This window comes from Microbispora rosea (assembly GCF_900156315.1).
Taxonomy (GTDB): Bacteria; Actinomycetota; Actinomycetes; order Streptosporangiales; family Streptosporangiaceae; genus Microbispora; species Microbispora rosea.
Map to the genome: position 1 here is coordinate 1 of NZ_FTNI01000035.1, position 19,487 is coordinate 19,487.

The 19,487-nt window shown below is 68.8% G+C and carries 21 protein-coding genes; 6 read left to right on the plus strand and 15 right to left on the minus strand.

Annotated elements, in window-relative coordinates:
• The 3 genes from BXA11_RS35075 to BXA11_RS35085 form a co-directional block, all read right to left on the minus strand.
• A partial coding sequence (locus BXA11_RS35075; RefSeq protein WP_143734702.1) for an alpha/beta hydrolase occupies window positions 1-408 on the minus strand: 408 nt, incomplete at its 3' end.
• 344 nt (window positions 409-752) lie between these two features.
• Window positions 753-1,346, minus strand: coding sequence for a hypothetical protein (locus tag BXA11_RS35080; RefSeq protein ID WP_076441541.1), 594 nt, complete (start codon window positions 1,344-1,346; stop codon window positions 753-755).
• Window positions 1,343-1,672: a hypothetical protein gene (locus BXA11_RS35085; RefSeq protein WP_143734703.1), complete on the minus strand. Its 330-nt coding sequence runs from the start codon at window positions 1,670-1,672 to the stop codon at window positions 1,343-1,345. Before BXA11_RS35085 ends, BXA11_RS35080 begins: the two co-directional genes overlap by 4 nt.
• A gap of 278 nt (window positions 1,673-1,950) precedes the next feature.
• Between BXA11_RS35085 and BXA11_RS35090 the strand changes: the two genes are divergently transcribed.
• The 3 genes from BXA11_RS35090 to BXA11_RS35100 all read left to right on the plus strand — a co-directional run bounded on the left by BXA11_RS35090 (window position 1,951) and on the right by BXA11_RS35100 (window position 3,491).
• Window positions 1,951-2,808 carry a helix-turn-helix domain-containing protein gene (locus tag BXA11_RS35090; RefSeq protein ID WP_076441545.1) on the plus strand — a complete coding sequence of 286 codons (858 nt, stop codon included), beginning with the start codon at window positions 1,951-1,953 and terminating at the stop codon, window positions 2,806-2,808.
• Window positions 2,809-2,930: 122 nt separating this feature from the next.
• Complete coding sequence (locus BXA11_RS35095) at window positions 2,931-3,146, plus strand: DUF397 domain-containing protein (protein ID WP_076441547.1); 216 nt, start codon at window positions 2,931-2,933, stop codon at window positions 3,144-3,146.
• A 141-nt stretch (window positions 3,147-3,287) separates the two neighbouring features.
• On the plus strand, window positions 3,288-3,491 hold the full coding sequence (locus BXA11_RS35100; RefSeq protein ID WP_076441549.1) for a DUF397 domain-containing protein: 204 nt from the start codon (window positions 3,288-3,290) through the stop codon (window positions 3,489-3,491).
• A 75-nt stretch (window positions 3,492-3,566) separates the two neighbouring features.
• Here BXA11_RS35100 and BXA11_RS35105 read toward each other — a convergent pair whose 3' ends face one another.
• The 6 genes from BXA11_RS35105 to BXA11_RS35130 all read right to left on the minus strand — a co-directional run bounded on the left by BXA11_RS35105 (window position 3,567) and on the right by BXA11_RS35130 (window position 12,082).
• Window positions 3,567-5,543: a glycosyl hydrolase family 28-related protein gene (locus BXA11_RS35105; protein WP_083744805.1), complete on the minus strand. Its 1,977-nt coding sequence runs from the start codon at window positions 5,541-5,543 to the stop codon at window positions 3,567-3,569.
• A complete protein-coding gene (locus tag BXA11_RS35110; RefSeq protein WP_076441553.1) occupies window positions 5,540-7,108 on the minus strand; it encodes a glycoside hydrolase family 13 protein in 1,569 nt (522 codons plus the stop codon). The genes BXA11_RS35105 and BXA11_RS35110 overlap by 4 nt, the downstream gene beginning before the upstream one ends.
• 51 nt (window positions 7,109-7,159) lie before the next feature.
• A complete protein-coding gene (locus BXA11_RS35115; protein ID WP_083744806.1) occupies window positions 7,160-8,137 on the minus strand; it encodes a carbohydrate ABC transporter permease in 978 nt (325 codons plus the stop codon).
• A gap of 11 nt (window positions 8,138-8,148) precedes the next feature.
• A complete protein-coding gene (locus BXA11_RS35120; RefSeq protein ID WP_030510568.1) occupies window positions 8,149-9,072 on the minus strand; it encodes a carbohydrate ABC transporter permease in 924 nt (307 codons plus the stop codon).
• A 99-nt stretch (window positions 9,073-9,171) separates the two neighbouring features.
• Window positions 9,172-10,551, minus strand: a complete 1,380-nt coding sequence (locus tag BXA11_RS35125) for an extracellular solute-binding protein (RefSeq protein ID WP_076441556.1) — start codon at window positions 10,549-10,551, stop codon at window positions 9,172-9,174.
• Window positions 10,552-11,071: 520 nt separating this feature from the next.
• Window positions 11,072-12,082, minus strand: coding sequence for a LacI family DNA-binding transcriptional regulator (locus BXA11_RS35130; RefSeq protein WP_076441558.1), 1,011 nt, complete (start codon window positions 12,080-12,082; stop codon window positions 11,072-11,074).
• A 343-nt stretch (window positions 12,083-12,425) separates the two neighbouring features.
• On the opposite strand from BXA11_RS35130, the gene BXA11_RS35135 reads away from it, so the two are divergent.
• On the plus strand, window positions 12,426-15,287 hold the full coding sequence (locus BXA11_RS35135; RefSeq protein ID WP_076441560.1) for a discoidin domain-containing protein: 2,862 nt from the start codon (window positions 12,426-12,428) through the stop codon (window positions 15,285-15,287).
• 81 nt (window positions 15,288-15,368) lie between these two features.
• Here the strand turns inward: BXA11_RS35135 and BXA11_RS35140 are convergent, their stop codons facing one another.
• Entirely contained in the window at window positions 15,369-16,361 is a 993-nt protein-coding gene (locus tag BXA11_RS35140) for a LacI family DNA-binding transcriptional regulator (protein WP_030510572.1), read from the minus strand.
• Window positions 16,362-16,491: 130 nt separating this feature from the next.
• On the opposite strand from BXA11_RS35140, the gene BXA11_RS35145 reads away from it, so the two are divergent.
• Entirely contained in the window at window positions 16,492-16,863 is a 372-nt protein-coding gene (locus BXA11_RS35145; RefSeq protein ID WP_143734704.1) for a hypothetical protein, read from the plus strand.
• A 196-nt stretch (window positions 16,864-17,059) separates the two neighbouring features.
• Here the strand turns inward: BXA11_RS35145 and BXA11_RS35150 are convergent, their stop codons facing one another.
• The 5 genes from BXA11_RS35150 to BXA11_RS35165 all read right to left on the minus strand — a co-directional run bounded on the left by BXA11_RS35150 (window position 17,060) and on the right by BXA11_RS35165 (window position 18,875).
• Entirely contained in the window at window positions 17,060-17,305 is a 246-nt protein-coding gene (locus BXA11_RS35150; protein WP_076441562.1) for a helix-turn-helix domain-containing protein, read from the minus strand.
• Window positions 17,298-17,525: a DUF6158 family protein gene (locus BXA11_RS35155; protein ID WP_030510574.1), complete on the minus strand. Its 228-nt coding sequence runs from the start codon at window positions 17,523-17,525 to the stop codon at window positions 17,298-17,300. The genes BXA11_RS35150 and BXA11_RS35155 overlap by 8 nt, the downstream gene beginning before the upstream one ends.
• A 12-nt stretch (window positions 17,526-17,537) precedes the next feature.
• Window positions 17,538-17,684, minus strand: a complete 147-nt coding sequence (locus BXA11_RS43485; RefSeq protein WP_159454895.1) for a hypothetical protein — start codon at window positions 17,682-17,684, stop codon at window positions 17,538-17,540.
• Window positions 17,685-17,805: 121 nt separating this feature from the next.
• Window positions 17,806-18,027, minus strand: a complete 222-nt coding sequence (locus tag BXA11_RS35160) for a DUF397 domain-containing protein (RefSeq protein WP_030510575.1) — start codon at window positions 18,025-18,027, stop codon at window positions 17,806-17,808.
• Window positions 18,024-18,875: a helix-turn-helix domain-containing protein gene (locus BXA11_RS35165; RefSeq protein WP_030510576.1), complete on the minus strand. Its 852-nt coding sequence runs from the start codon at window positions 18,873-18,875 to the stop codon at window positions 18,024-18,026. Before BXA11_RS35165 ends, BXA11_RS35160 begins: the two co-directional genes overlap by 4 nt.
• 151 nt (window positions 18,876-19,026) lie before the next feature.
• Here BXA11_RS35165 and BXA11_RS35170 point away from each other — a divergent pair, with 151 nt between their 5' ends.
• Window positions 19,027-19,470 carry an ATP-binding protein gene (locus tag BXA11_RS35170; protein ID WP_143734705.1) on the plus strand — a complete coding sequence of 148 codons (444 nt, stop codon included), beginning with the start codon at window positions 19,027-19,029 and terminating at the stop codon, window positions 19,468-19,470.
• Window positions 19,471-19,487: the final 17 nt, after the last annotated feature.

Below are 19,487 nucleotides of genomic sequence, written 5' to 3' on the forward strand. Positions count from 1 at the left end.
GACCGGGTTCGCGACGGTCAGGAAGTCGCCGACACCCTCCTGCCGGTGAAACTCCCACCAAAGTGCCGGGTCGCCGCCCGCGCTCGACAGCAGGGAGTCTCCTGCGTCGAGCTGGAACGCGGCGAGGTAGACGATGCTCTTGACGTTGGACGCATCGGCGAGTGCCTGCGTGGTGGGGACGCCGCCGTAGGAGTGCGCGACGACGACCACGGGGCCGCCGATCGCCTCGACCGCGGCCCTGATGGCGGCCGCGTCGGAGTACATGTCGCCCAGCGCCTTGGGATCGTCGCCACACGAGGTGAGAGCCACGGTGTGGACATCGATGCCGGGCAGGTCATCGATGAGGAATTGCAGATGCTCGGGCTTGTGCCACGCTCCGGGCACCAGCAACAGCGACGGCAGGGGCATTCGAACCTCATAGGGCAGGTGATGCGTTGGGCACGATGTGCGGGCCCATCATGCAGGCCCCCGCCTCACAGCGTCCACGTGATAGATGTCACCCATTATCTATGAGGCGGGGGCGAGCCACCCTGCCGCAAGGGAAAGCCCCTGCCGGCCTCCCAGCGGCGCGACTTGATCAGGTTGTCCGCCCGGCCGCATCTGTGATTACGTTCGCAATCTGGCCTCCCAGGCTCTCGCCGCCGCGTACACCAACCGGGTCCGCCTCGGCACGAGCACCCTGAACGGCCTGTGGCAGCCGCCCCTGATGCTGGCGCGTGCCCTGACCACCCTTCCGCGAGCCGTCCTCCTCGTCAGGGCCGGAACCGGGTGAGCGCCCGTTCCCCGGTTTCCGCCGGCTCCCCGGGAACGGGGCGGCCGGCGCGCCGCAGCACGTCGACGATGACGACTGACGTCCGGTGCGGGTCCCTGGCGATCCGCACGCCGTGGGCCAGCCAGCACGCGGCGGCGATCAGGTCCCGGGCCCGTTCGAGGTCGCCCGGGCTGGTCCCCGCTCTGCACCACACCCACAGGCGCTCGCCGAACGGTTCCGGCCTCGTACGGAGGATCACGGGCAGCTTGCCCCGCCGGCTGACGATCAACGCCTCGGCGCAGGCCTTCCGTACGCGGTGGGGGGTCACCACGCACCAGAAGCGGCCTGCCACCTCCCTGCGGGCCTGCGGCCACAGCAGGACGAGCAGGCCGACCAGAGATCCGGCGACGATCGTGACGGCCGGACCCGCCGCCCGCACCGCGACGCCCACGACCGCCGGCCCTCCCACCAGCAGCATCGCCTCGTAACGCCACCTCCACAGCACCACCAGCGGTCCCGGCCGCGCGACGGGAGAGGTCTCCCGCTCGATGAAACGCAGGACCAGGTGGGGATTCCGCCTGACGGAGTGCCTCATGCCCGGCCGCCCGAGGGGCGCCCCGGCCTGCGGGAGGCCGGTGATTCGAGCAGGTTCACCCGCCCGGTGCCCCGGCATCGGCGGCACGGCAACCCCGTAGGGCACCGTCCTTTCGCGGAGCAGACCGTGCAGGCGGCGAGCGCGTCGAACCGCGTGTCACGGTAGGTGTGCGTGTGCCATGTACGCCGGATCTCCCAGCGCTGCACCCAGGCGAACGCGTCGATCTCCGCGAACGCCTCCTCGCCCACCCTCCACAGGAGGGCGACGATGCGCATCCGTAACCCCGCGAGGGAAGGAGCGCGCATGTTCTTGCTGTTAAAGTGCATGGGATCATCCCTTTGCTGAGCAGGCAGGTTGGATGGTCGTCTGCGCTGGGTCGATGTGCCACCATCGGCCCAGCAGCGCGTTTCAGAAGAAAAGGGCCGGAAGACGGGCCCCTGATTCGCATCGCCTCCCTTCGGGAACCGGCCGGTCCAGCCGCCACGTTGAGGCTTATGTCAGATTCCTACCCGTCCTTTGCCATTGGCAATCTTGCCGATGGCAATTTGCCAATGGCATAGTGCCAGTCGTGCTAGGCTGCCACTTTCGGAGAGGGTGGCGCCAGGTGGCCGGCACGTATCTGACACTTCGCCAGCGTCAGTTGGCGAGACGACTGCGAGAGTTGCGACACGGTTCCGGCATGACCGTCGAGCAGGTCGCCGAGAAGATGCTGTGCAGCCCCGCCAAGATCAGCCGGATGGAGACGGGCCAACGTGGGGTGAGCCTGCGAGACGTGCGCGAACTCTGCCGGATCTATGGCATTGAGAATCAAAACGTCGCCGCACAGCTCATGAACCTGGCCAGGGAAGCACGGCAACCCGGCTTCAAGCAAGAGTGGGGCGAACTTAGCGACGCACTCGCGACCTTCGTCGACCTGGAGTCCAGCGCCGTCGCCGTCTCCGAGTTCCAGATCACCTATGTGCCCTCCCTCCTGCAGACGGAGGAGTACGCCCGCGCCCTCATTCGTGGCATGTTGCCACGAATCGCGCCAGACGTTCTGGAGCACCGGGTGGAAGTCCGCATGAAGCGGAAAGCCCGTCTCCGCGAGCCCGACGCGCCTCGTTACTGGGCGCTGCTCGATGAAGCCGCCCTGCTGCGTCGGGTGGGAGGCGCAGCGACCATGCATGCTCAGATGCAGGCCGTCTTGGAAGCCGCGCAGCTACCCAACGTGACAGTTCAGGTCATCCCACTCGACCTGGGCGCGTACATGTGCGCCGACAACCCCTTCGTCTACTTCGAGATCGGGGATGCGACGATGCCGGCCGTCGTCTTCATCGAACTCCTGGGGCGTGCCGAATACCTGGAAAAGCAGGAAGACCTGGAAGGCTATCGGGAGGCCGTCGATCGGTTGCGGGCCGCCGCCCTCAACCCCCAGGCGTCACTGGATGTCGTCGCTGAAGCGAGCGAGAGGTACCGCTTTTGAATGCCTAACCAAGGATCATAGGAGACAATTCCCGACAATAAGAACATCTGCATCGTCGGCATCATGCACCCCAGAGGCCTCACATCACCTCGGCATTATGGCGATACAGATGAGGAGATTCAATGGAAACGCCGCAAGGTGTGACCACCCCGATATCGGAGTGGCACACCTCTTCTCGTTGCACCGGAGGGGAATGCGTGGAAGTGGCATTCACCGGAGGCGGGGTCGCTGTTCGTGACTCGAAGAATCGAGAGCAGGGGATCTTGCTCTACTCGACCGACGCTTGGCGTGATTTTGTTGCAGATGTGAAGACAGGACGCCACGACCTGCGTAAGTGATATGCAGACGGCCAGGCCGGAGGGCCCTTCCGGCCTGGCCGCGCCCACTATCCAGAGGGCGCAAACCGCTGTAAATTAGTGGTAAACGCCCAGCCGCGACGTAGGACTTCTTTCCCGGCCAGGCGACACGCAGGAGGGTGTATGGCCGACGAGCCTCCGTTCCGGGACCTGAGATGGAGGAGTGCTTGCAGCGGCGGCAACTGCGTCGAAGTGACTTTCGAGGGCCGTCATGTCAGTGTGCGCGATGGAAAACGCGGTGATGAGAGTCCGATCCTGACCTTCACCTTGGAGGAATGGAAGGCCTTTGTCGAGGGCGTCAAGGGCGGGCGTTTCGACCCGGCCTGAGACGGCGGACGACGAAACGGCCCTCCCCGGCCGGCGGCCGGGGAGGGCCCTCGTATTTCCGTCAGTGGCCCGGCGTCACCAGGGGGCCGGGGCGGGTGGGGGGACGACCGGGGGGCGGTCGTCGCAGGTGATGGTGTTGGGCAGCATCCAGGGAGCGAGCCAGCCACCGTCGTTGCCGCCGAGGTCGGTCAGGGAGAACTCCGACCCCGTGGGCGGGAAGTTGAAGGACCCGCAGTTGTTGACGCCCACCGCGCCCACGTTGCGGGCGTCCACGTTCCCGAAGGACGCCGAGCCCTTCACGCGGGCGCTGACCACGGAGGTGCCCGTGCCGTCGACCCGGATGTCCTTGAAGCGGACCTTCGGGATCGCGTACCGGTCCTTCACCGACCACTCGCTGACCAGCATGATCGCGTTGTAGGTGCTGTCCAGGTAGTGGTCGCCGCTGACCTCGATGTCGGCGTCGATGTCCTTCTCCAGCGCGTAGAACCAGATGGCCCCCAGGCCGATGTTCCAGTTCAGCTCGTACGTGCCCGCGCGGGCAGTGGTGTTGCCGGTGATGCGGAGCCTGCCGGCGAACGGCTCGGCGCCGAACCGGGAGCCGACCTGGATGGCGCTGCCCTCCCTGATCGGGTCGGCGATCAGGTTGTTCGAGACCGTGTTGTCCCTGCCACCGTAGATCGCGATGCCGTTGGCCAGCACGGGCGTCTGGATCGTGTTGTGGTCGATCGTGTTGCTCGCGTCGGCGGTCTTCTCCGACCACAGGGCGAGCGCGTCGTCACCGGTGTTGCGGAAGAAGTTGTTCGACACGACGGAGCCCGTCACGCCGGTGTGGAAGTTGAGCCCGTCCGCGATCTGGTCGACGATCACGTTGTTGGTGATCTTGATGTTGCGCATCGGGCCGTCGAACCACATGCCGACCTTCGTGTGGTGGATGTAGAGCCCGTCGATCGTCGAGTCGCTCATCGCGCCGCCGACGCCGTTGACCTGGTCGGTGTCGATGCGCTCCCGTACGTCGCCCTCGATGGCGAAGCCGGACAGGTGCACGTTGCGGCTGCCGCCCGCCGCGGCGTCCTTGCCGTAGAACCCGACACCGGTGTGCACCGAGCCGTCCGGGGCCGGGGTGTCCAGGTCCACCTGACGGCCCTTCATGATCGTGTACCAGCTTCCGGCACCGGTGATCGTCACGTCGTCCACGACGATGTGACGGTTCACCTGGTAGGTGCCCGGCGGGATGTAGACCTTCAGGTGCGTGCGCTTCGCGAACGCGATCGCCTTGTCGATCGCCTCTGCGGAGTCGCGCTTACCCGTCGGGTCGGCGCCGAAGAGCAGCACGTTCGCCGCCAGGGCCTCGACGTGCGGCAGTCCGACGAGGTGCGAGTCGAGCAGGTCGACGACCGTCCACGCCGCCTTGCTCCCCGCCGGGACCGTCAGCCGCACCGTGTCGCCCGCCCGGTACGTACGGCCGAGCAGGAGGCGCTGCTCGTCATAGAAGTGGTTCGGGCGGAACGGCTTGGCGATCTCCGGCGCCGGCGTGGTGGCGTCCGGCACGCAGGAGCACTCGGTGATCCACCAGTCGGGGTGCAGCAGCCCGGCGTTCGGGTCGTTGGAGAACGGATATTGGTTGTAGAGCCACGCGTACTGCGACGTGAGGGTCATGGTGGCCCGCTTGTGGCCGTTGACCGCGACGTCGAGCGGCGCGGTGATGCCGCCGCCCCCGGGAGCGTCCGGGACGCTGTACCGCACGGTGATCGCGTTGGCCGCCTCGGGCAGCGTGAACTCGACGTACTGCCCGGGGGTCAGCTTGACCGCCTTGCGGCCGGACGCCTCCGCGGGCAGCGTGTACGCGTCGCGGCCGGGGCCGATGACCGTGCCGTTCGTCGTGCCGTTCTCCGCCTCCTGTTCGGCGAAGTCGACGTCGGCTCCGCGTCCGGCGACGAGCGCCGGGTCGAGGGCGGCCCGCGTCACGACGGAGGGCTTCACCGTGGCGGACGCGGGCGTCGCCAAGACCGCGAGCCCGGTGGCGGCCAGGGCCGCCGCCAGCAGGATTCTCATCGGGCCTCCATGATCCAGACCGCGGTGTCGGACTGGAGCAGCCCGCCGTCGAGGGGGCCGCTGGCCAGCAGCACCGAACCCGTCTCCGGCAGCGCGACCGGCTCGGCGCCGAGGTTGACCAGGCAGACCAGACCGGAGTCGCGGCGGAACGCGATCGCCTCGTCCCCGTACGGCAGCCAGGTCAGCGCGCCGTCGCCGAGCAGCTCACGGCGCAGACGCAGGGCCGAGCGGTAGAGGCAGAGCATCGAGCTCTCATCGGCCTCCTGAGCCTCCACGGTGAGGTCGCGCCAGCCGGCCGGCTGCGGCAGCCAGGGCTCGCCCGTGCTGTAGCCGAAGGGCGGCTCGGCGCCCGACCACGGCAGCGGCACCCGGCAGCCGTCACGGCCGCGGACCGTGTGGCCGGAGCGCTCCCACATCGGGTCGTCGATGAGCTCCTCGGGGATGTCCTCGACCTCGTTGAGGCCGAGCTCCTCCCCCTGGTAGACGTAGACGCTCCCGGGGAGCGCCATCGCGAGCAGCGCCGCCGCGCGCGCCCGGCGGCGGCCGAGCTCCAGGTCGGACGGCATGCGGTCCCGGCGTTCCGCGTTGTCCCACGACGTGACGGCCCGGCCATAGCGGGTGACCGGACGGGCGACGTCGTGGTTGGACAGCACCCAGGTCGCGGGCGCGCCGATCGGCACGTGGGTGGCGAGGGTCAGGTCGATGCTGGCACGCAGCGCCGCCGGCTCCCACGCGCTCGACAGGAAGTCGAAGTTGAACGCGGTGTGGAGCTCGTCGGGGCGCAGGTAGTTGGCGAACCGCTCCTGGTCGGGCAGCCACACCTCGCCGATGAGGATCCGCCCGCCGTAGGAGTCGGACACCCGCCGCCACTCGCGGTAGATCTCGTGGACTCCGTCGTGGTCGGTGTACGACTCCTCGACGCTGTCGAGGTCCTTGACGAGCACGGCGGCCGAGTCGATGCGCACGCCGTCCACGCCCCGGTCGAACCAGAACCGCAGCACGTCCAGGAACTCCTGACGTACGGCCGGGTTGTTCCAGTTGAAGTCGGGCTGTTCGGGAGCGAACAGGTGCAGGTACCACTCGCCGTCCGGCACCTGTGTCCAGGCCGGGCCGCCGAAGATCGACTGCCATCCGTTGGGCGGGCCGTCGCCGACGCCGGGGCGGAACCAGAACCGCTCCCGGGCCTCCGAACCGGGACCGGCCGCCAGGGCCTCCTGGAACCAGGCGTTCTGGTCGGACGCGTGGTTGGGGACGACGTCGATGATCGTACGGATGCCCAGCTCGTGGGCTTCCTCGATCAGCTTCTCCGCCTCCGCCAGGGTGCCGAAGACCGGCTCGATGCTGCGGTAGTCGGCGACGTCGTAGCCGCCGTCGGCCATGGGCGAGGGATACCACGGGTTCAGCCAGATGGCGTCGACGCCGAGCTCCGCCAGGTACGGCAGGCGTGACCGCAGCCCCGCCAGGTCACCCGTCCCGTCGCCGTTCCCGTCGGCGAAGCTGCGCAGGTAGACCTGGTAGATCGCGGCCCCGCGCCACCAATCGGGGGTCGAGGTGTTGCCGGGCATGCTGAATACAACTCCTTACGGATGACGAGGGAAAAGCGACGGGGAGGGGTGTCAGCCCTTGAGACTGCCGGCGGTGAGGCCGGCCATGATGTGCCGCTGGAACAGGAAGAACACGACGATGGTCGGGATGCTCGCGATCACCAGGGAGGCGACCAGCACGTTCTGCGGCATCTGCGAGGAGAGCGAGGCGATGCCGATGCTCACCGACATCTTGTCGCTGTCCGGCAGGACCAGCAGGGGCCAGACGAAGTCACGCCAGACGTTGACGACGGTGAGGATGGAGACCACGCCGAGGATGGGCCGGGAGATCGGTATCACCACCGACCACAGGATGCGGCCCGGCGACGCGCCGTCGATCTCGGCGGCTTCGAGCAGCTCCCTGGGGATCGAGTCGAAGAACCGCTTGAGCAGGAAGACGTTGAAGCCGTTGGCCGCGGCCGGCAGCCAGATCGCCCACGGCGTGTTGAGCAGGTTCCAGCCGAAGATCGGCACTTCCTTCACCGTCAGGTACGCCGGGAGCATGATGACCATGGGCGGGATCATCAGCGTCGAGAGCATCAGGGCCAGCACGACCTTGCCGAGCGCCGGGCGGAGCTTCGACAGGGCGTAGGCCGCCGAGACGTCCACCGCGAGCGTCAGCAGCCAGGCGCCCCCCGCGTACAGGGCGGTGTTGCCGAGCAGCGTGCCCAGGCCCAGCAGGTCCCACGCCTCCAGGTAGCCGTCCAGGGAGAAGTGCGACGGCAGGAAGGTCGGCGGGATCGCGTTGAGTTCCTCGGTGGACTTCATCGCACCGGTGACCATCCAGTAGAGCGGGAAGACGAACGCGGCGGTGAAGCTCACCACCACGATCACCAGCACGATCCAGTAGATGATCCGGCCACGCGTCGTGTTGAGCTGGTGCGGCGAGACGGCGGTGCGGAACTGCGTGTTGATCGGCTTGCGGGGCCGCCGCTGCCTGCGGCGCTCCCGCCCGGCGGGGGTGGCCGGCGTCCCGGCCGAGCGGTCGGGCATGACGGTGATGTTCGACATGGTCGCTCCCCTCACACCGTGTTGTCGCGCGAGACGCGCAGGTAGATCGCGGAGAACACCATGAGCACGATCATGAGCATCAGGCCGAGCGCGTTGCCCGCGTTGAGATTGCCGAAGTTGAAGGCGTACTGGTACATGAGGTAGACGACGCTGACCGTGGCGTTCTCCGGACCGCCGCCGGTGAGCAGGTAGGGCTCGATGAACACCTGCATGGTCGCCACGATCTGCAGAAGCAGCATCACCAGCAGGATCAGCTTGGTCTGCGGGATCGTGACGTGCCAGATGCGCTTGAACAGGCCGGCGCCGTCGAGTTCGGCGGCCTCGTACAGCTCGCTCGGGATCGTCTGCAGGGCGGCGAGATAGATGAGCGTGCCGCTGCCCATGTTCATCCAGGTGGAGACGATGACCAGCGAGATCAGCGCGGTGCTCGTCGAGTTGAGCCACTGCAGGCCGGGCAGGTGGAACAGGTCCAGGACCTGGTTGAACAGCCCGTAGTCGGGGTTGTAGAACCACTGGAACAGCAGCACGCTCACCGCGGGCGGCAGCATGACCGGCAGGTAGACCACGAAGCGCAGGTAGGCGCGCGCGTGCCGCAGCTCGTTGAGGACAATCGCGGTGACGAACGGGATCCCGTAGCCGCACAGCAGGGCGAGCACCGTGAACAGCGCGGTGTTGACCCAGGCCGGCCCGAACGCCGGGTCGCTGACGACGGTGCGGAAGTTGTCCAGCCCCACCCATGTGGGCGGGTCCACGAAGTTGGTCTTCTGGAAGCTGAGGATGACCTCCCGGACCATCGGATACCAGGAGAAGAACGCGAAACAGATCAGAGCGCCGCACAGGAAGCCGTAGGCGGTCACGTTGCGCCGCACGGCACGCCCTAGTTTCGTCGGCTGCCGCCGCCCGCCGCCCGCTGCCGGGATGCTCGCTGTGGTCATCGTTGTGAATCCGATCTCGACGTGATTGCCGGGGCGCCGGCCACGCGCGTACGACGGCGGCGGGCGGCGCCCCGGATTAGGCCCGGATTATCCGGGCGATCAGCCCTTCGAAGCCAGCAGGGAGTTGACCTTCGACTCGGCATCGGACAGAAGCTGGTCGATGTTCGCGTCCTTGCGGGTCAGCACGGCCGACATCGGAGTGTCGAGGATCTTGTAGATCTCCTGTGCGTACGGCCCGGGCTCGGCCTTGGGCGGGATGCCCTTGGAGCCCTCCACCCAGCCGGCGAACTGGGCGGCGTCGATGTTCGCGTTCTGCTGCCGCAGGTCGTTCACGGCCTGGCCGGACGGCGTGTCCGCGCCGTACAGGTCGGGGTACGGCTGGCCGACCGTCAGGTTCGCGCCCTTGGCCCGCACGTAGTCGAACTGGCCCTTACCGGGGGTGAGGAACTTGTACTCGATCCACTTGAGGCCGGCCTTGATCTGCTCCGGGGTGGCCTTCGGGTTGATCATGTAGCCGGCGCCGCCGTTGAACAGGGCCTTGGCCTCCGGCTGGGCGGTGATGGCGTAGTTCTCGAACTTGCCGCCGAAGTCGTTGCGCAGCGAGATGAGCACGTCGGGCGCGCCCAGCATCATGCCCATCTTGCCGCCGGCCATGGCCTTCATCAGGGCCGGCCAGTCGATGTAGAGCTGGGAGCCCATGCTGTTGTCGGCCCACCGCATCTGGTGGAGGTTCTCCAGCACGGCCTTGCCCTCGGGGGTGTTGAAGGCGGCCTTCTTGCCGTCGTCGGTGATGACCGATCCGCCCCGGCCGTAGATGGAGGCGGTGAAGTGCCAGCCGCCGACGTTGTTGCCGCTGTACTCGCCGTACCCGACGTAACCGGGACCGAGCCCCGCGATCTTCTTCGCGGCGGCCTGCACATCGGCCCAGGTCTTGGGCGGGTTGTTCGGGTCGAGGCCGGCCTTGGTGAAGACCGCCTTGTTGTAGACGAGGCCCATGCCGTAGCCGTCGGTCGGCAGGCCGTAGATCTTGCCGTCCTTCTTGAACAGGTCGATCGAGCTGTTGTAGTCCTGGAACGTCTTGATCTCGTTGACGTACGACGTGATGTCGGCGGCCTGCCCGCTTTCGATGAGGCGGCCCACGTTGGGGAAGTTGACGTAGAAGACCGTCTCCAGCTCGCCGCTGGCCAGCTTGGGCTCGAAGGTGCGCGGGTCGTAGCAGGGGAAGGCGTCGGTGACCTTCGAGACCTTGATGTTGGGGTTCAGCTGCTGGAAGGCCGCCAGGTCCTCCTCGAAGGTCGCCCGCTCCGCCTTGTTCGTCTTCGGCGGCTCGCAGTTGACCGAGATCGACACCGGCCCGGCGCTACCGGCCGCCGCGCCGGCCTTCTCGCCACCGTTACCGCTGTCGTCGGTGCCGCACGCCGCGGCCGCTGCAATGGCAAGTCCCGAGACCAGCAGTATCGAGAGCTTGTGGGATTTCATCCTCGTTCCCTTCTGGAACCGCGCACCACGACCCGTCGAAGCACACGGCTCGGGGCCGACTGGAGCGCCCCGATCCGCTCGGTTGCGAGAAACATACAGAGGCATGCAGGACTGAGCAATAGTTCGTCAATAACTCTGCAAAAAAGTGACAGTGATCGGTCTGTCATTGGCGTGCCACGGTCGGGCCGCGTTCACGAGCGGGCTTTTAAGGCGGAGACGCGGTCACGAGCGGGGTGGTGGGCCGAGCGTGCGAGCTTTGAGGACCGGGACGCGCCCAAGAGCTGGTCTTTGAGGACGGGGACGCGCTCACGAGCGGGCGGGTGCTCCGGCCGGCCGTGATAGTTGCGCTCTGGTGAGCCTCGGGAGCGGCCATCGCGGGCGCGGCGGTACAGGGCACGGTCTTACGCCGGCCTCCGCACCCGCCCGCCCCCGGCGCTCCGCGCGCTGATTGACGGGGCAGATGACCTGGTTCGCTGACCAGCGCGGGCGCGGTTTGTGGGGGTGACGGGGACAGGGCCTGTCAGGGGCGGGGGGCGGGGGCGGTCGAGGCGCGCACGACGAGTTCTGGCTCGAACAGCAGCTCGTCACCGGGCACCACGGCCGCGTCGATCTGGGCCACGAGCAGCTCGACGGCGGCCCTGCCCATGGCGTCGATGGGCTGGCGGACCGTGGTCAGCGGCGGGTCCACGCAGTTCATCAGCGCCGAGTCGTCGTAGCCGATGACGGAGACGTCCTCGGGCACCGAAAGCCCCGCCCGGCGGGCCGCCCTGATGGCGCCGAGGGCGAGCACGTCGCTGGCGCAGATGATGCCGGTGACGCCGGCGGCGACCATGCGCGTGGCGGCGGCGTGCCCGCCTTCCAGCGAGAACATCGTGTGCTCGACGTGGTCGGGGCCGAGCTCCAGGCCGTTGGCGGCGGCGTACGCGCGGAACGCGGCGAGCTTGCGCTGGGACGGCACGTGGTCGGGCGGGCCGAGCAGCATCGCGACCTGGCGGTGCCCGAGCGCCATGAGGTGGGCGAGCGCGATCTCGGCGGCGGCGACGTCGTCGCAGGAGACCTGCGGGAACCCGAGATGCTCGACCGCGGCGTTGACGAGCACGGTCGGCAGTTTGCGTTCGAGGACCCTGCGGTAGTGGCTGTGGGAGGCGTCCCCCTGGGCGTACAGGCCGCCGGCGAAGACCATGCCGGACACGTGCTGCTGGAGGAGCAGGTCCACGTAGTCGGACTCCGAGACACCGCCCACGGTCCGGGTGCACAGGACGGACGTGAACCCCTGCTGGGCCAGCGCGCCGCCGACGACCTCGGCGAACGCCGGGAAGATCGGGTTCTGCAGTTCCGGGAGGACCAGGCCGACGAGCCGGCCGCGGTCGCCGCGCAGCTGGGTGGGCCGTTCGTATCCCAGCACGTCGAGCGCGGTGAGCACCGCCTCTCTGGTGGCGTCGGAGACCCCCGGCTTGCCGTTGAGCACGCGACTCACCGTCGCCTCGCTCACGCCCACCTTCTTGGCCACTTCCGCAAGCCGTCGTGTCATGGACGCAACTATACGACAGTGAGCGCAAAGACTTTCATCCACTTGCGCATGCGCACACGAGCAGCAGGTCGGGCCGCATTTTCGCGGTTGGGGGTCTCCCCCGCCGATCGTGGTGGGCGGGGGCGACCCCGCCACTCTTGGGGGCGAAGTGCGGATCGTTCCAGGGGGCTCAGGGCTGGGGTTACGTAATGCCGTAACGCGCATGTCATCTTGCGACTTCTCGTCGCAATATTGCAGAAGGATGTTTGTCAACTTATCGTGTGGGCCACTCACCTTCTTCGGAGGTGTGGCGGTTCAGCGTCCACGCCGCATCTCACGGGTCTCGCATGCAGAAAGGAACCTCATGAGAAGATCCGGAGCCGCCGTCGCGGTGGCAGGGGCGCTGATCGCCGTGGGGAGTGTGGTGGCGTTCCCCGGCACCTCGTCGGCCGCGACCTCGCCGTCGCCCTTCTCCGTCCCTGGACGAGGCGCGACCGTGCCGTTCACCGAGATCGAGGCCGAGGCCGCCACGACCAACGGCGAGCAGATCGGCCCGGACCGCGTCTACACCCACCTGCCGTCCGAGGCGTCGGGCCGCCGGGCCGTACGCCTCGACGCGCCGGGAGAGTACGTCGAGTTCACCCTGCCCAAGCCCGCCAACGCGATGACCGTGCGCTACAGCGTGCCGGACAACGCCACCGGAACGGGCATCACGGCGCCGGTCGACCTGCGGGTCAACGGGACGAAGCTCAAGGACCTGCAGTTCACCTCCCGGTACGGCTGGTTCTACGGCGGCTACCCGTTCGGCAACACGCCCGGCGACAAGCCGCACCACTTCTACGACGAGACCCGGACGATGTTCGGATCCACCCTGGCCGCGGGGACGAAGGTCAGGATCCAGGTGGCCTCCACCTCGGTCGCGCCGTGGGTCGTCGTGGACCTCGCCGACTTCGAACTCGTGCCGGACGCGATCCCCCGGCCCGCCGGGTCGCTGTCCGTCGACGACTTCGGCGCCGACCGCAACGGCACGAACGACTCCACCGCCGCCTTCCAGGCCGCCGTCGACGCGGGAAAGGCCCAGGGCAAGGAGGTCTACATCCCGGCCGGGACGTACACCTTGTGGGACCACGTGGTCGTGGACGGAGTCACGCTGCGCGGCGCCGGACCCTGGTACAGCGTGCTCACCGGCCGGCACCCCACTCAGCGCAACCGGGCCGTCGGCGTCTACGGCAAGTACGTGAGCGGCGGCGGCTACACCGGGCCGATCCGGTCCCACGAGGCGGGTGGGCCGAGCCGCAACGTCACCCTGCGGGACTTCGCGATCATCGGCGACATCACTGAACGCGTGGACGAGGACCAGGTCAACGCCCTCGGGGGCGCGATGACCGATTCGGTGGTCGACAACGTGTGGCTCCAGCACACCAAGGTCGGGGCCTGGATGGACGGCCCGATGGACAACTTCACGCTGAAGAACAGCCGCATCCTCGACCAGACGGCCGACGGCGTGAACTTCCACACCGGGGTCACCGACTCCACGGTGACCAACACCTTCGTACGCAACACCGGCGACGACGGCCTGGCGATGTGGCCCGACCGGATGGCCAACGTGAACAACGCGTTCACGTTCAACACGGTGGTCGCGCCGGTCCTGGCCAACAACATCGTGACGTACGGCGGCCGGGACATAAAGATCACCGACAACGTGGTGAGCGACACGGTCACCAACGGCGGCGGCATCCACGTCGCGAACCGCTATCCCGGGGTGAACTCCGGCCAGGGCACGGCGGTGGCCGGCACGATCACCGTCGCCCGCGACACCCTCATCAGGGCCGGCAACAGCGACTACAACTGGAACTTCGGCGTCGGCGCGATCTGGTTCGACGCCCTCAACGAGCCGGTCAACGCGACGATCAACGTCACCGACACCGACGTCGTCGACAGCTCCTACGAGGCCATCCAGTTCATCGAGGGCAGCACCCAGACCGTCAACTTCTCGAACGTGAACGTGGACGGCACCGGGACGTACATGATCCAGGCGCAGGCGGCGGCGAAGGCGAGCTTCACCAACGTGAGGGCGGCCCACATCGGCGCGGGCGTCGCGATCCACAACTGCGTCGGCACCGGATTCGCCCCCGCGTACGGCAGCGGCAACTCCGGCTGGAGCCCGACGTCCACCGTCTGCACCGGCCAGTGGCCCACGCCGAACTACATCTACGACGGCGGCGACCCCAGCCCGAGCCCGTCACCGTCCACCTCGCCCTCCTCTTCACCCTCCCCCTCTCCCTCGCCCAGCCCGACGGCGTGCGCTCCCGGCAGCGGCGACCTCGCCCGGGGCAAGGCGGTCACGGCGACGAGCAGCACCCAGGCGTACGTCCCGGCCAACACCGTGGACGGCGACGCGAACACCTACTGGGAGTCGGCCAACAACGCCTTCCCGCAGTCGATCACCGTGGACCTGTGCGCGGTGACCGCGGTCCAGCGGGTGGTGCTCAAGCTGCCGCCGAGCGCGGCCTGGGGCACCCGGACCCAGACGCTGTCGGTCCTGGGCAGCACGGACGGCACGAACTACACCACGTTGTCCCCCTCGGCGGGCCGCACCTTCGACCCGGCCACCGGCAACACGGCGAGCATCTCCTTCAGCACGGCGAACGTCCGTCACGTCCGGGTGACGGTCACCGGCAACACCGGCTGGCCCGCCGGGCAGCTGTCGGCCTTCGAGGTGTACGGCACCGGCGGCGGCACCCCCAGCCCCTCACCCAGCCCCTCGCCCAGTGCCTCCCCCAGCCCGTCGCCCAGCCCGCTGCCCACGGGGAACCTCGCCCGGGGCAAGGCGGTCAGCGCGAGCAGTCACGCCGACGTGTACGTCGCAAGCAACACGACCGACGGGAACGCGGGCACCTACTGGGAGTCGGCCAACAACGCCTTCCCGCAGACCCTGACCGTGGATCTCGGCGCGTCCGTCACCGTCGGCAGGGTGGTGCTCAAGCTGCCGCCGAGCGCCGCCTGGGGCACCCGCACCCAGACGCTGTCGGTCCTCGGCAGCACGGACGGCACGAACTACACGACGATCGCCGGGCCCGCGGGCTACACGTTCGACCCGGCGACCGGCAACAGCGTCACCGTCGCCGTGCCCGCCGCCGCCCGGCGCTACCTGCGGCTGAACGTCACCGGTAACACCGGCTGGCCTGCCGCGCAGATCTCCGAGTTCGAGGCGTACGCCTCGTAACCCGGAACGGGACGCCCGGAGGAGGAGTGGACGCCTCCTCCTCCGGGCTCCCCCACACAGCATGACCCCCTCGGCAGGCCGTCAGGTGACGGGGACGCCGACGCGGCCGGTGGAGGAGCGGACCACGAGCTCCGGCTCGAACAACAGCTCGCCGGTGGCGACGGCGGCGCCCTCGATCTGGCTGACCAGTAGCTCCACCGCGGCCCGGCCCATCGCCTCGATCGGCTGACGCACCGTCGTGAGCGGCGGGTCCACGCACGTCATGAGCGCGGAGTCGTCGTATCCGACGACGGACACGTCCTGGGGCACGCGTCTACCGGCCCGCCGCGCCGCGCGGATCGCCCCGAGGGCCAGCGGGTCGCTGCCGCAGATGATCCCGGTGACGTCCTGCCGCACGAGCTTCAACGCCGCCGCGTGACCGCCCTCCAGCGAGTGCATCGTATGCTCGACCAACTCGCCGCCCGCCGCGCGGAACGCCTCCAGCTTGCGTATGGACGGCATGTGGTCGGCGGGACCGACGACGAGGCCGATCCGCTGGTGACCGAGCGCGCGCAGGTGGCCCAGCGCCTGCTCCACCGCGATCGTGTCGTCGCAGGAGACGCGGGGGAAGTCCCAGTGATCGGCGGCCGCGTTCACCAGCACGGTGGGCAGCCGCCGCTCGACCAGCCGCAGGTAGTGCTCGTGGACCATGCCGGTCTGCGTGTAGAGCCCCCCGGCGAAGACCACGCCGGACACCTGCTGCTGCAACAGCAGGTCCACGTAGTCGGCCTCGGAGATCCCGCCGACCGTACGCGTGCACAGCACGGGGGTGAACCCCTGCTGGGCCAGCGCCCCGCCGACGACCTCGGCGAACGCCGGGAAGATGGGGTTCTGCAGCTCGGGCAGGACGAGCCCGACCAGGCGGGCGCGCTCGCCGCGCAACTGCGTGGGCCGCTCATACCCGAGCACGTCGAGAGCCGTCAGCACGGCCTCCCGGGTGGCCTCGGAGACCCCGGCCTTGCCGTTGAGGACGCGACTCACCGTGGCCTCACTGACCCCGACCTTCTTCGCAACCTCCGCAAGCCGTCGCGTCATGGCGGCAAGCATACGACGCGGAACGGCCGCGCCAAGGATCTTCGACGACACGGATGCAAGCGGGCTGAAAGCACTGTGAAAGGGGTGATTCCTAGTGTCCACCGTGTTGCAGATCTCCCAGGAAGGCACCATGAACATCCTCAGGAACAGCCTCGCCGTCGTCGCGGCGTCCGCCCTTCTCGGCCTGACCGCCGCCTGCAGCGGGAGCCAGACGGCCGTCTGCGAGGAGGCGACCAAGGCGTTCACCGACTACAGCTCCAAGGCCGCGGGCGCGGCCGGCGACATCAAGGGCCTCAACGCCGCCACCGGCGACCTCGCGGCGCAGCTCAAGGAGCTGTCGGGCAAGGCCGACGGCGACCTGAAGGTGGCGCTCGCCGGCATGGCCGACTCGTGGGCATCCTTCAAGATCGACCTGTCGGACCCGGCCGCCGCGACCAAGCTCACCGAGTTCGGGCAGAAGGCCACCCAGGCGACCCAGCAGCTCGCCTCCGCCTGCTCCTGACCTTCGCGGCCCGCCCCGCCGCCGGCGCCTGCGCCGGGGGCGGGCGGGTGCGGAGGCCGGCGTAAGACCGTGCCCTGTACCGCCGCGCCCGCGATGGCCGCTCCCGAGGCTCACCAGAGCGCAACTATCACGGCCGGCCGGAGCACCCGCCCGCTCGTGAGCGCGTCCGCCTGGGTGGTGGAGCAAGGCCCGCCCGTCAGTATTCGAGCCCCCAGTCGTGGGTGCCGAGGGTGTAGGCGTCTCCCTTGGGCACCAGCCTGCCGCCCTCGGCAAGGCTGTCGAGGCACCGCCGTACGTCGTCCTCCGGAAGCCCGGTCATCGCGGCGACGTCGGCGACGGTCGCGGGCCGTCCCTTCGTGTTCAATGCGGCGACGGCCTCGTAGACCGTCATGTCCGCCGTCGTCATCTCCTGGACGTCTTCCAGGCGCTCCTCGTCAGGCACTGCGCTGTCTCGCCCCCTCACGCAGCCGCTCCGGATCGACCTGCCGGTCCGGGTAGCGTGCGAGGTACTCGCCTTCCAGCTCCTGCGTCCGCGAGGTGTGGCGCTCCAGCGCGTCGTCCGACCCGTGGAACAACGTCTCCGTGCGGGTCTCGTGCAGGTGGCGCAACTCGCGGATCAGGTCCTCGTCGCCCAGGTCCCGCGGGTCGACTCCCATGGTCATGGCGATCCTCCCTCACACCTCTGTCGGCTTGTCCCAGCGCTCGTCGGGGTTCTTGTCGTCCGGCTCCGCGTTCGGCGGGTCCGTGGCGGACGGAGTCCACTCACCGGCGATGTCCGGCTCATCCTCGGTATCGATGTATCGGTCGTCTTCCCTTCGCATGCCAGGTCTCCTGCCCGGTGAAGCGCCCGCCATTCCGGACCGGCCGCACCGCATCGCCCCCGGAATGCCGTACGGCCCGCTCCGTCCAGGACGGAGACGGGCCCTACGGGGACGGGAGTGCTCAGGACAGGTCGAACTCCCCGCCCTTGACCCCCTCGATGAACGCCTCCCACTCCCCGGGAGTGAACATCAGCCGCGGGCCCTGGGGATCCTTCGAGTCGCGCACGGCGACGCCGTCGCGCAGGCGCGCGACCTCCACACACTGGTTGCCGACGGTGTTCGAGCGCGCCGCCTTACGCCAGACCGCGCAGGCCAGGTCGTCCGCCGGTACGAGTCCCCTCATCGTCCTGCCATCTCCTTCTCGACCGAAATGATCATTTCCATGGACTTCTCCGGGCCGAGCGCGGCGGCACGAAGATGATCGAAGACCTGGACGTATCCGCGGATCTCCGCCGGATCCTCCAGGTAGAGCTCGCCGCTCATGTTCTCCAGCAGCACGACGTCGGCATCGCCGGGATCGGGGAAGGCCAGGATCGCCGTCGAGTTGCCCATGCCGAGGTAGGCGCCCGCGTCGAACGGCAGCACCTGCACGGTGACGTTCGGCTGGACGGCCATCTCCTGCAACCTGCGCAGTTGCTCGGCCATCACGGGCGGCCCGCCCACAGGCCGGCGCAGCGCCGCTTCGTCGAGGACGGCCCACAGTTCCAGCGGGGCGGGCCCGGTCAGGCGCCGCTGGCGCTCCATCCGGGCCGCCGCCCGCCGCTCGATCTCCGCCGGGTCCTTCACGAGGGCGGCGCCGATGACCGCGCGGGCGTAGTCCTCCGTCTGGAGCAGCCCGGGGACCAGCAGCGGCTCGTAGTTGCGCACCGACGACGCCTCGGACTCCAGCCCGACGTACGGCCCGGGCAGGACGTCGTCGTAGGCGCGCCACCATCCCCGCCGGGCGGCGTCCCTGGCCAGCGCGATCAGCGCGTCCCGTTCCGAGCCCTCGACGCCGTAGAGATCGAGCAGGTCGCGGATGGTCCGGGCGTGCGGGCGGGTGTGGCCGGTCTCGATGCGATAGACGGTGGAGGCCGCCATGCCGAGCCGTCGCGCGACCTCCTCGCGAACGAACCCGGCTTCACGCCGTAGACGCGTCAGCTCACCGGAAAGCCGACGGAGCCGGACAGTAGGGCCGCCAACTCCCCTCATAGGTCGAACTCTCCCTTTCGCCGCAAAAGGAAACTATGCAATCGTGCATTCGCCATATTGCGTAGCCGTATTGCAAAGTGCAGGATGAACGCAGTCTTGCACGGACCTCGAATCGCCATCCACAGACGGGTGCACAGGGAGTTATCAGGGGATGACAATTCTCAACCTCTCGGGGAGAATCGCGATCTCACGCCCCTTCTCAGGAAACCCGTCCCGGGTGCGGGCCGCCCGGCGGTTCGTGGCGAACCGTCTCGGCGACGGCCATCCCTACCGCGACGACGCCGTGCAACTGATCGGCGAGCTGGTCGCCGAGTCCCTGCGCCACGCCGCCTCCTGTGGACGCCCGCCGGGGTACGGCGTGTCGGTCCTGGCCACGCCCGCCGCGGCCCGCGTCACGCTGTCGACACAGGGCTGTGGGTGCTGGACGTCTCCCGAGCTCACGCCGGGCCGCGGCGTCCACCTCGTGGATCTGTTCACCCGCCGGTGGGGCGTGTCGGCCAGCCGCACCGGGGTCTGCGTGTGGTTCGAGCTCGGGCACGACGCCGCCGTGCCGCCCCCCAGGGGCGTGGAGAGCGAGAGCACGAGGACGGCCTGACCGCCGGCGCGCACCGG

Coding starts and splice junctions, on each gene's coding strand:
- BXA11_RS35120 (WP_030510568.1), bottom strand. CDS start 9,072: ATGACCACAGCGAGCATCCCGGCAGCGGGCGGCGGGCGGCGGCAGCCG.
- BXA11_RS35140 (WP_030510572.1), bottom strand. CDS start 16,361: ATGACGCGACGGCTTGCGGAGGTTGCGAAGAAGGTCGGGGTCAGTGAG.
- BXA11_RS35080 (WP_076441541.1), bottom strand. CDS start 1,346: ATGAGGCACTCCGTCAGGCGGAATCCCCACCTGGTCCTGCGTTTCATC.
- BXA11_RS35130 (WP_076441558.1), bottom strand. CDS start 12,082: ATGACACGACGGCTTGCGGAAGTGGCCAAGAAGGTGGGCGTGAGCGAG.
- BXA11_RS35155 (WP_030510574.1), bottom strand. CDS start 17,525: ATGACCATGGGAGTCGACCCGCGGGACCTGGGCGACGAGGACCTGATC.
- BXA11_RS35160 (WP_030510575.1), bottom strand. CDS start 18,027: ATGAGGGGACTCGTACCGGCGGACGACCTGGCCTGCGCGGTCTGGCGT.
- BXA11_RS35095 (WP_076441547.1), top strand. CDS start 2,931: ATGGAAACGCCGCAAGGTGTGACCACCCCGATATCGGAGTGGCACACC.
- BXA11_RS35100 (WP_076441549.1), top strand. CDS start 3,288: ATGGCCGACGAGCCTCCGTTCCGGGACCTGAGATGGAGGAGTGCTTGC.
- BXA11_RS35135 (WP_076441560.1), top strand. CDS start 12,426: ATGAGAAGATCCGGAGCCGCCGTCGCGGTGGCAGGGGCGCTGATCGCC.
- BXA11_RS35105 (WP_083744805.1), bottom strand. CDS start 5,543: ATGAGAATCCTGCTGGCGGCGGCCCTGGCCGCCACCGGGCTCGCGGTC.
- BXA11_RS35125 (WP_076441556.1), bottom strand. CDS start 10,551: ATGAAATCCCACAAGCTCTCGATACTGCTGGTCTCGGGACTTGCCATT.
- BXA11_RS35085 (WP_143734703.1), bottom strand. CDS start 1,672: ATGCACTTTAACAGCAAGAACATGCGCGCTCCTTCCCTCGCGGGGTTA.
- BXA11_RS43485 (WP_159454895.1), bottom strand. CDS start 17,684: ATGCGAAGGGAAGACGACCGATACATCGATACCGAGGATGAGCCGGAC.
- BXA11_RS35145 (WP_143734704.1), top strand. CDS start 16,492: ATGAACATCCTCAGGAACAGCCTCGCCGTCGTCGCGGCGTCCGCCCTT.
- BXA11_RS35170 (WP_143734705.1), top strand. CDS start 19,027: ATGACAATTCTCAACCTCTCGGGGAGAATCGCGATCTCACGCCCCTTC.
- BXA11_RS35115 (WP_083744806.1), bottom strand. CDS start 8,137: ATGTCGAACATCACCGTCATGCCCGACCGCTCGGCCGGGACGCCGGCC.
- BXA11_RS35110 (WP_076441553.1), bottom strand. CDS start 7,108: ATGCCCGGCAACACCTCGACCCCCGATTGGTGGCGCGGGGCCGCGATC.
- BXA11_RS35165 (WP_030510576.1), bottom strand. CDS start 18,875: ATGAGGGGAGTTGGCGGCCCTACTGTCCGGCTCCGTCGGCTTTCCGGT.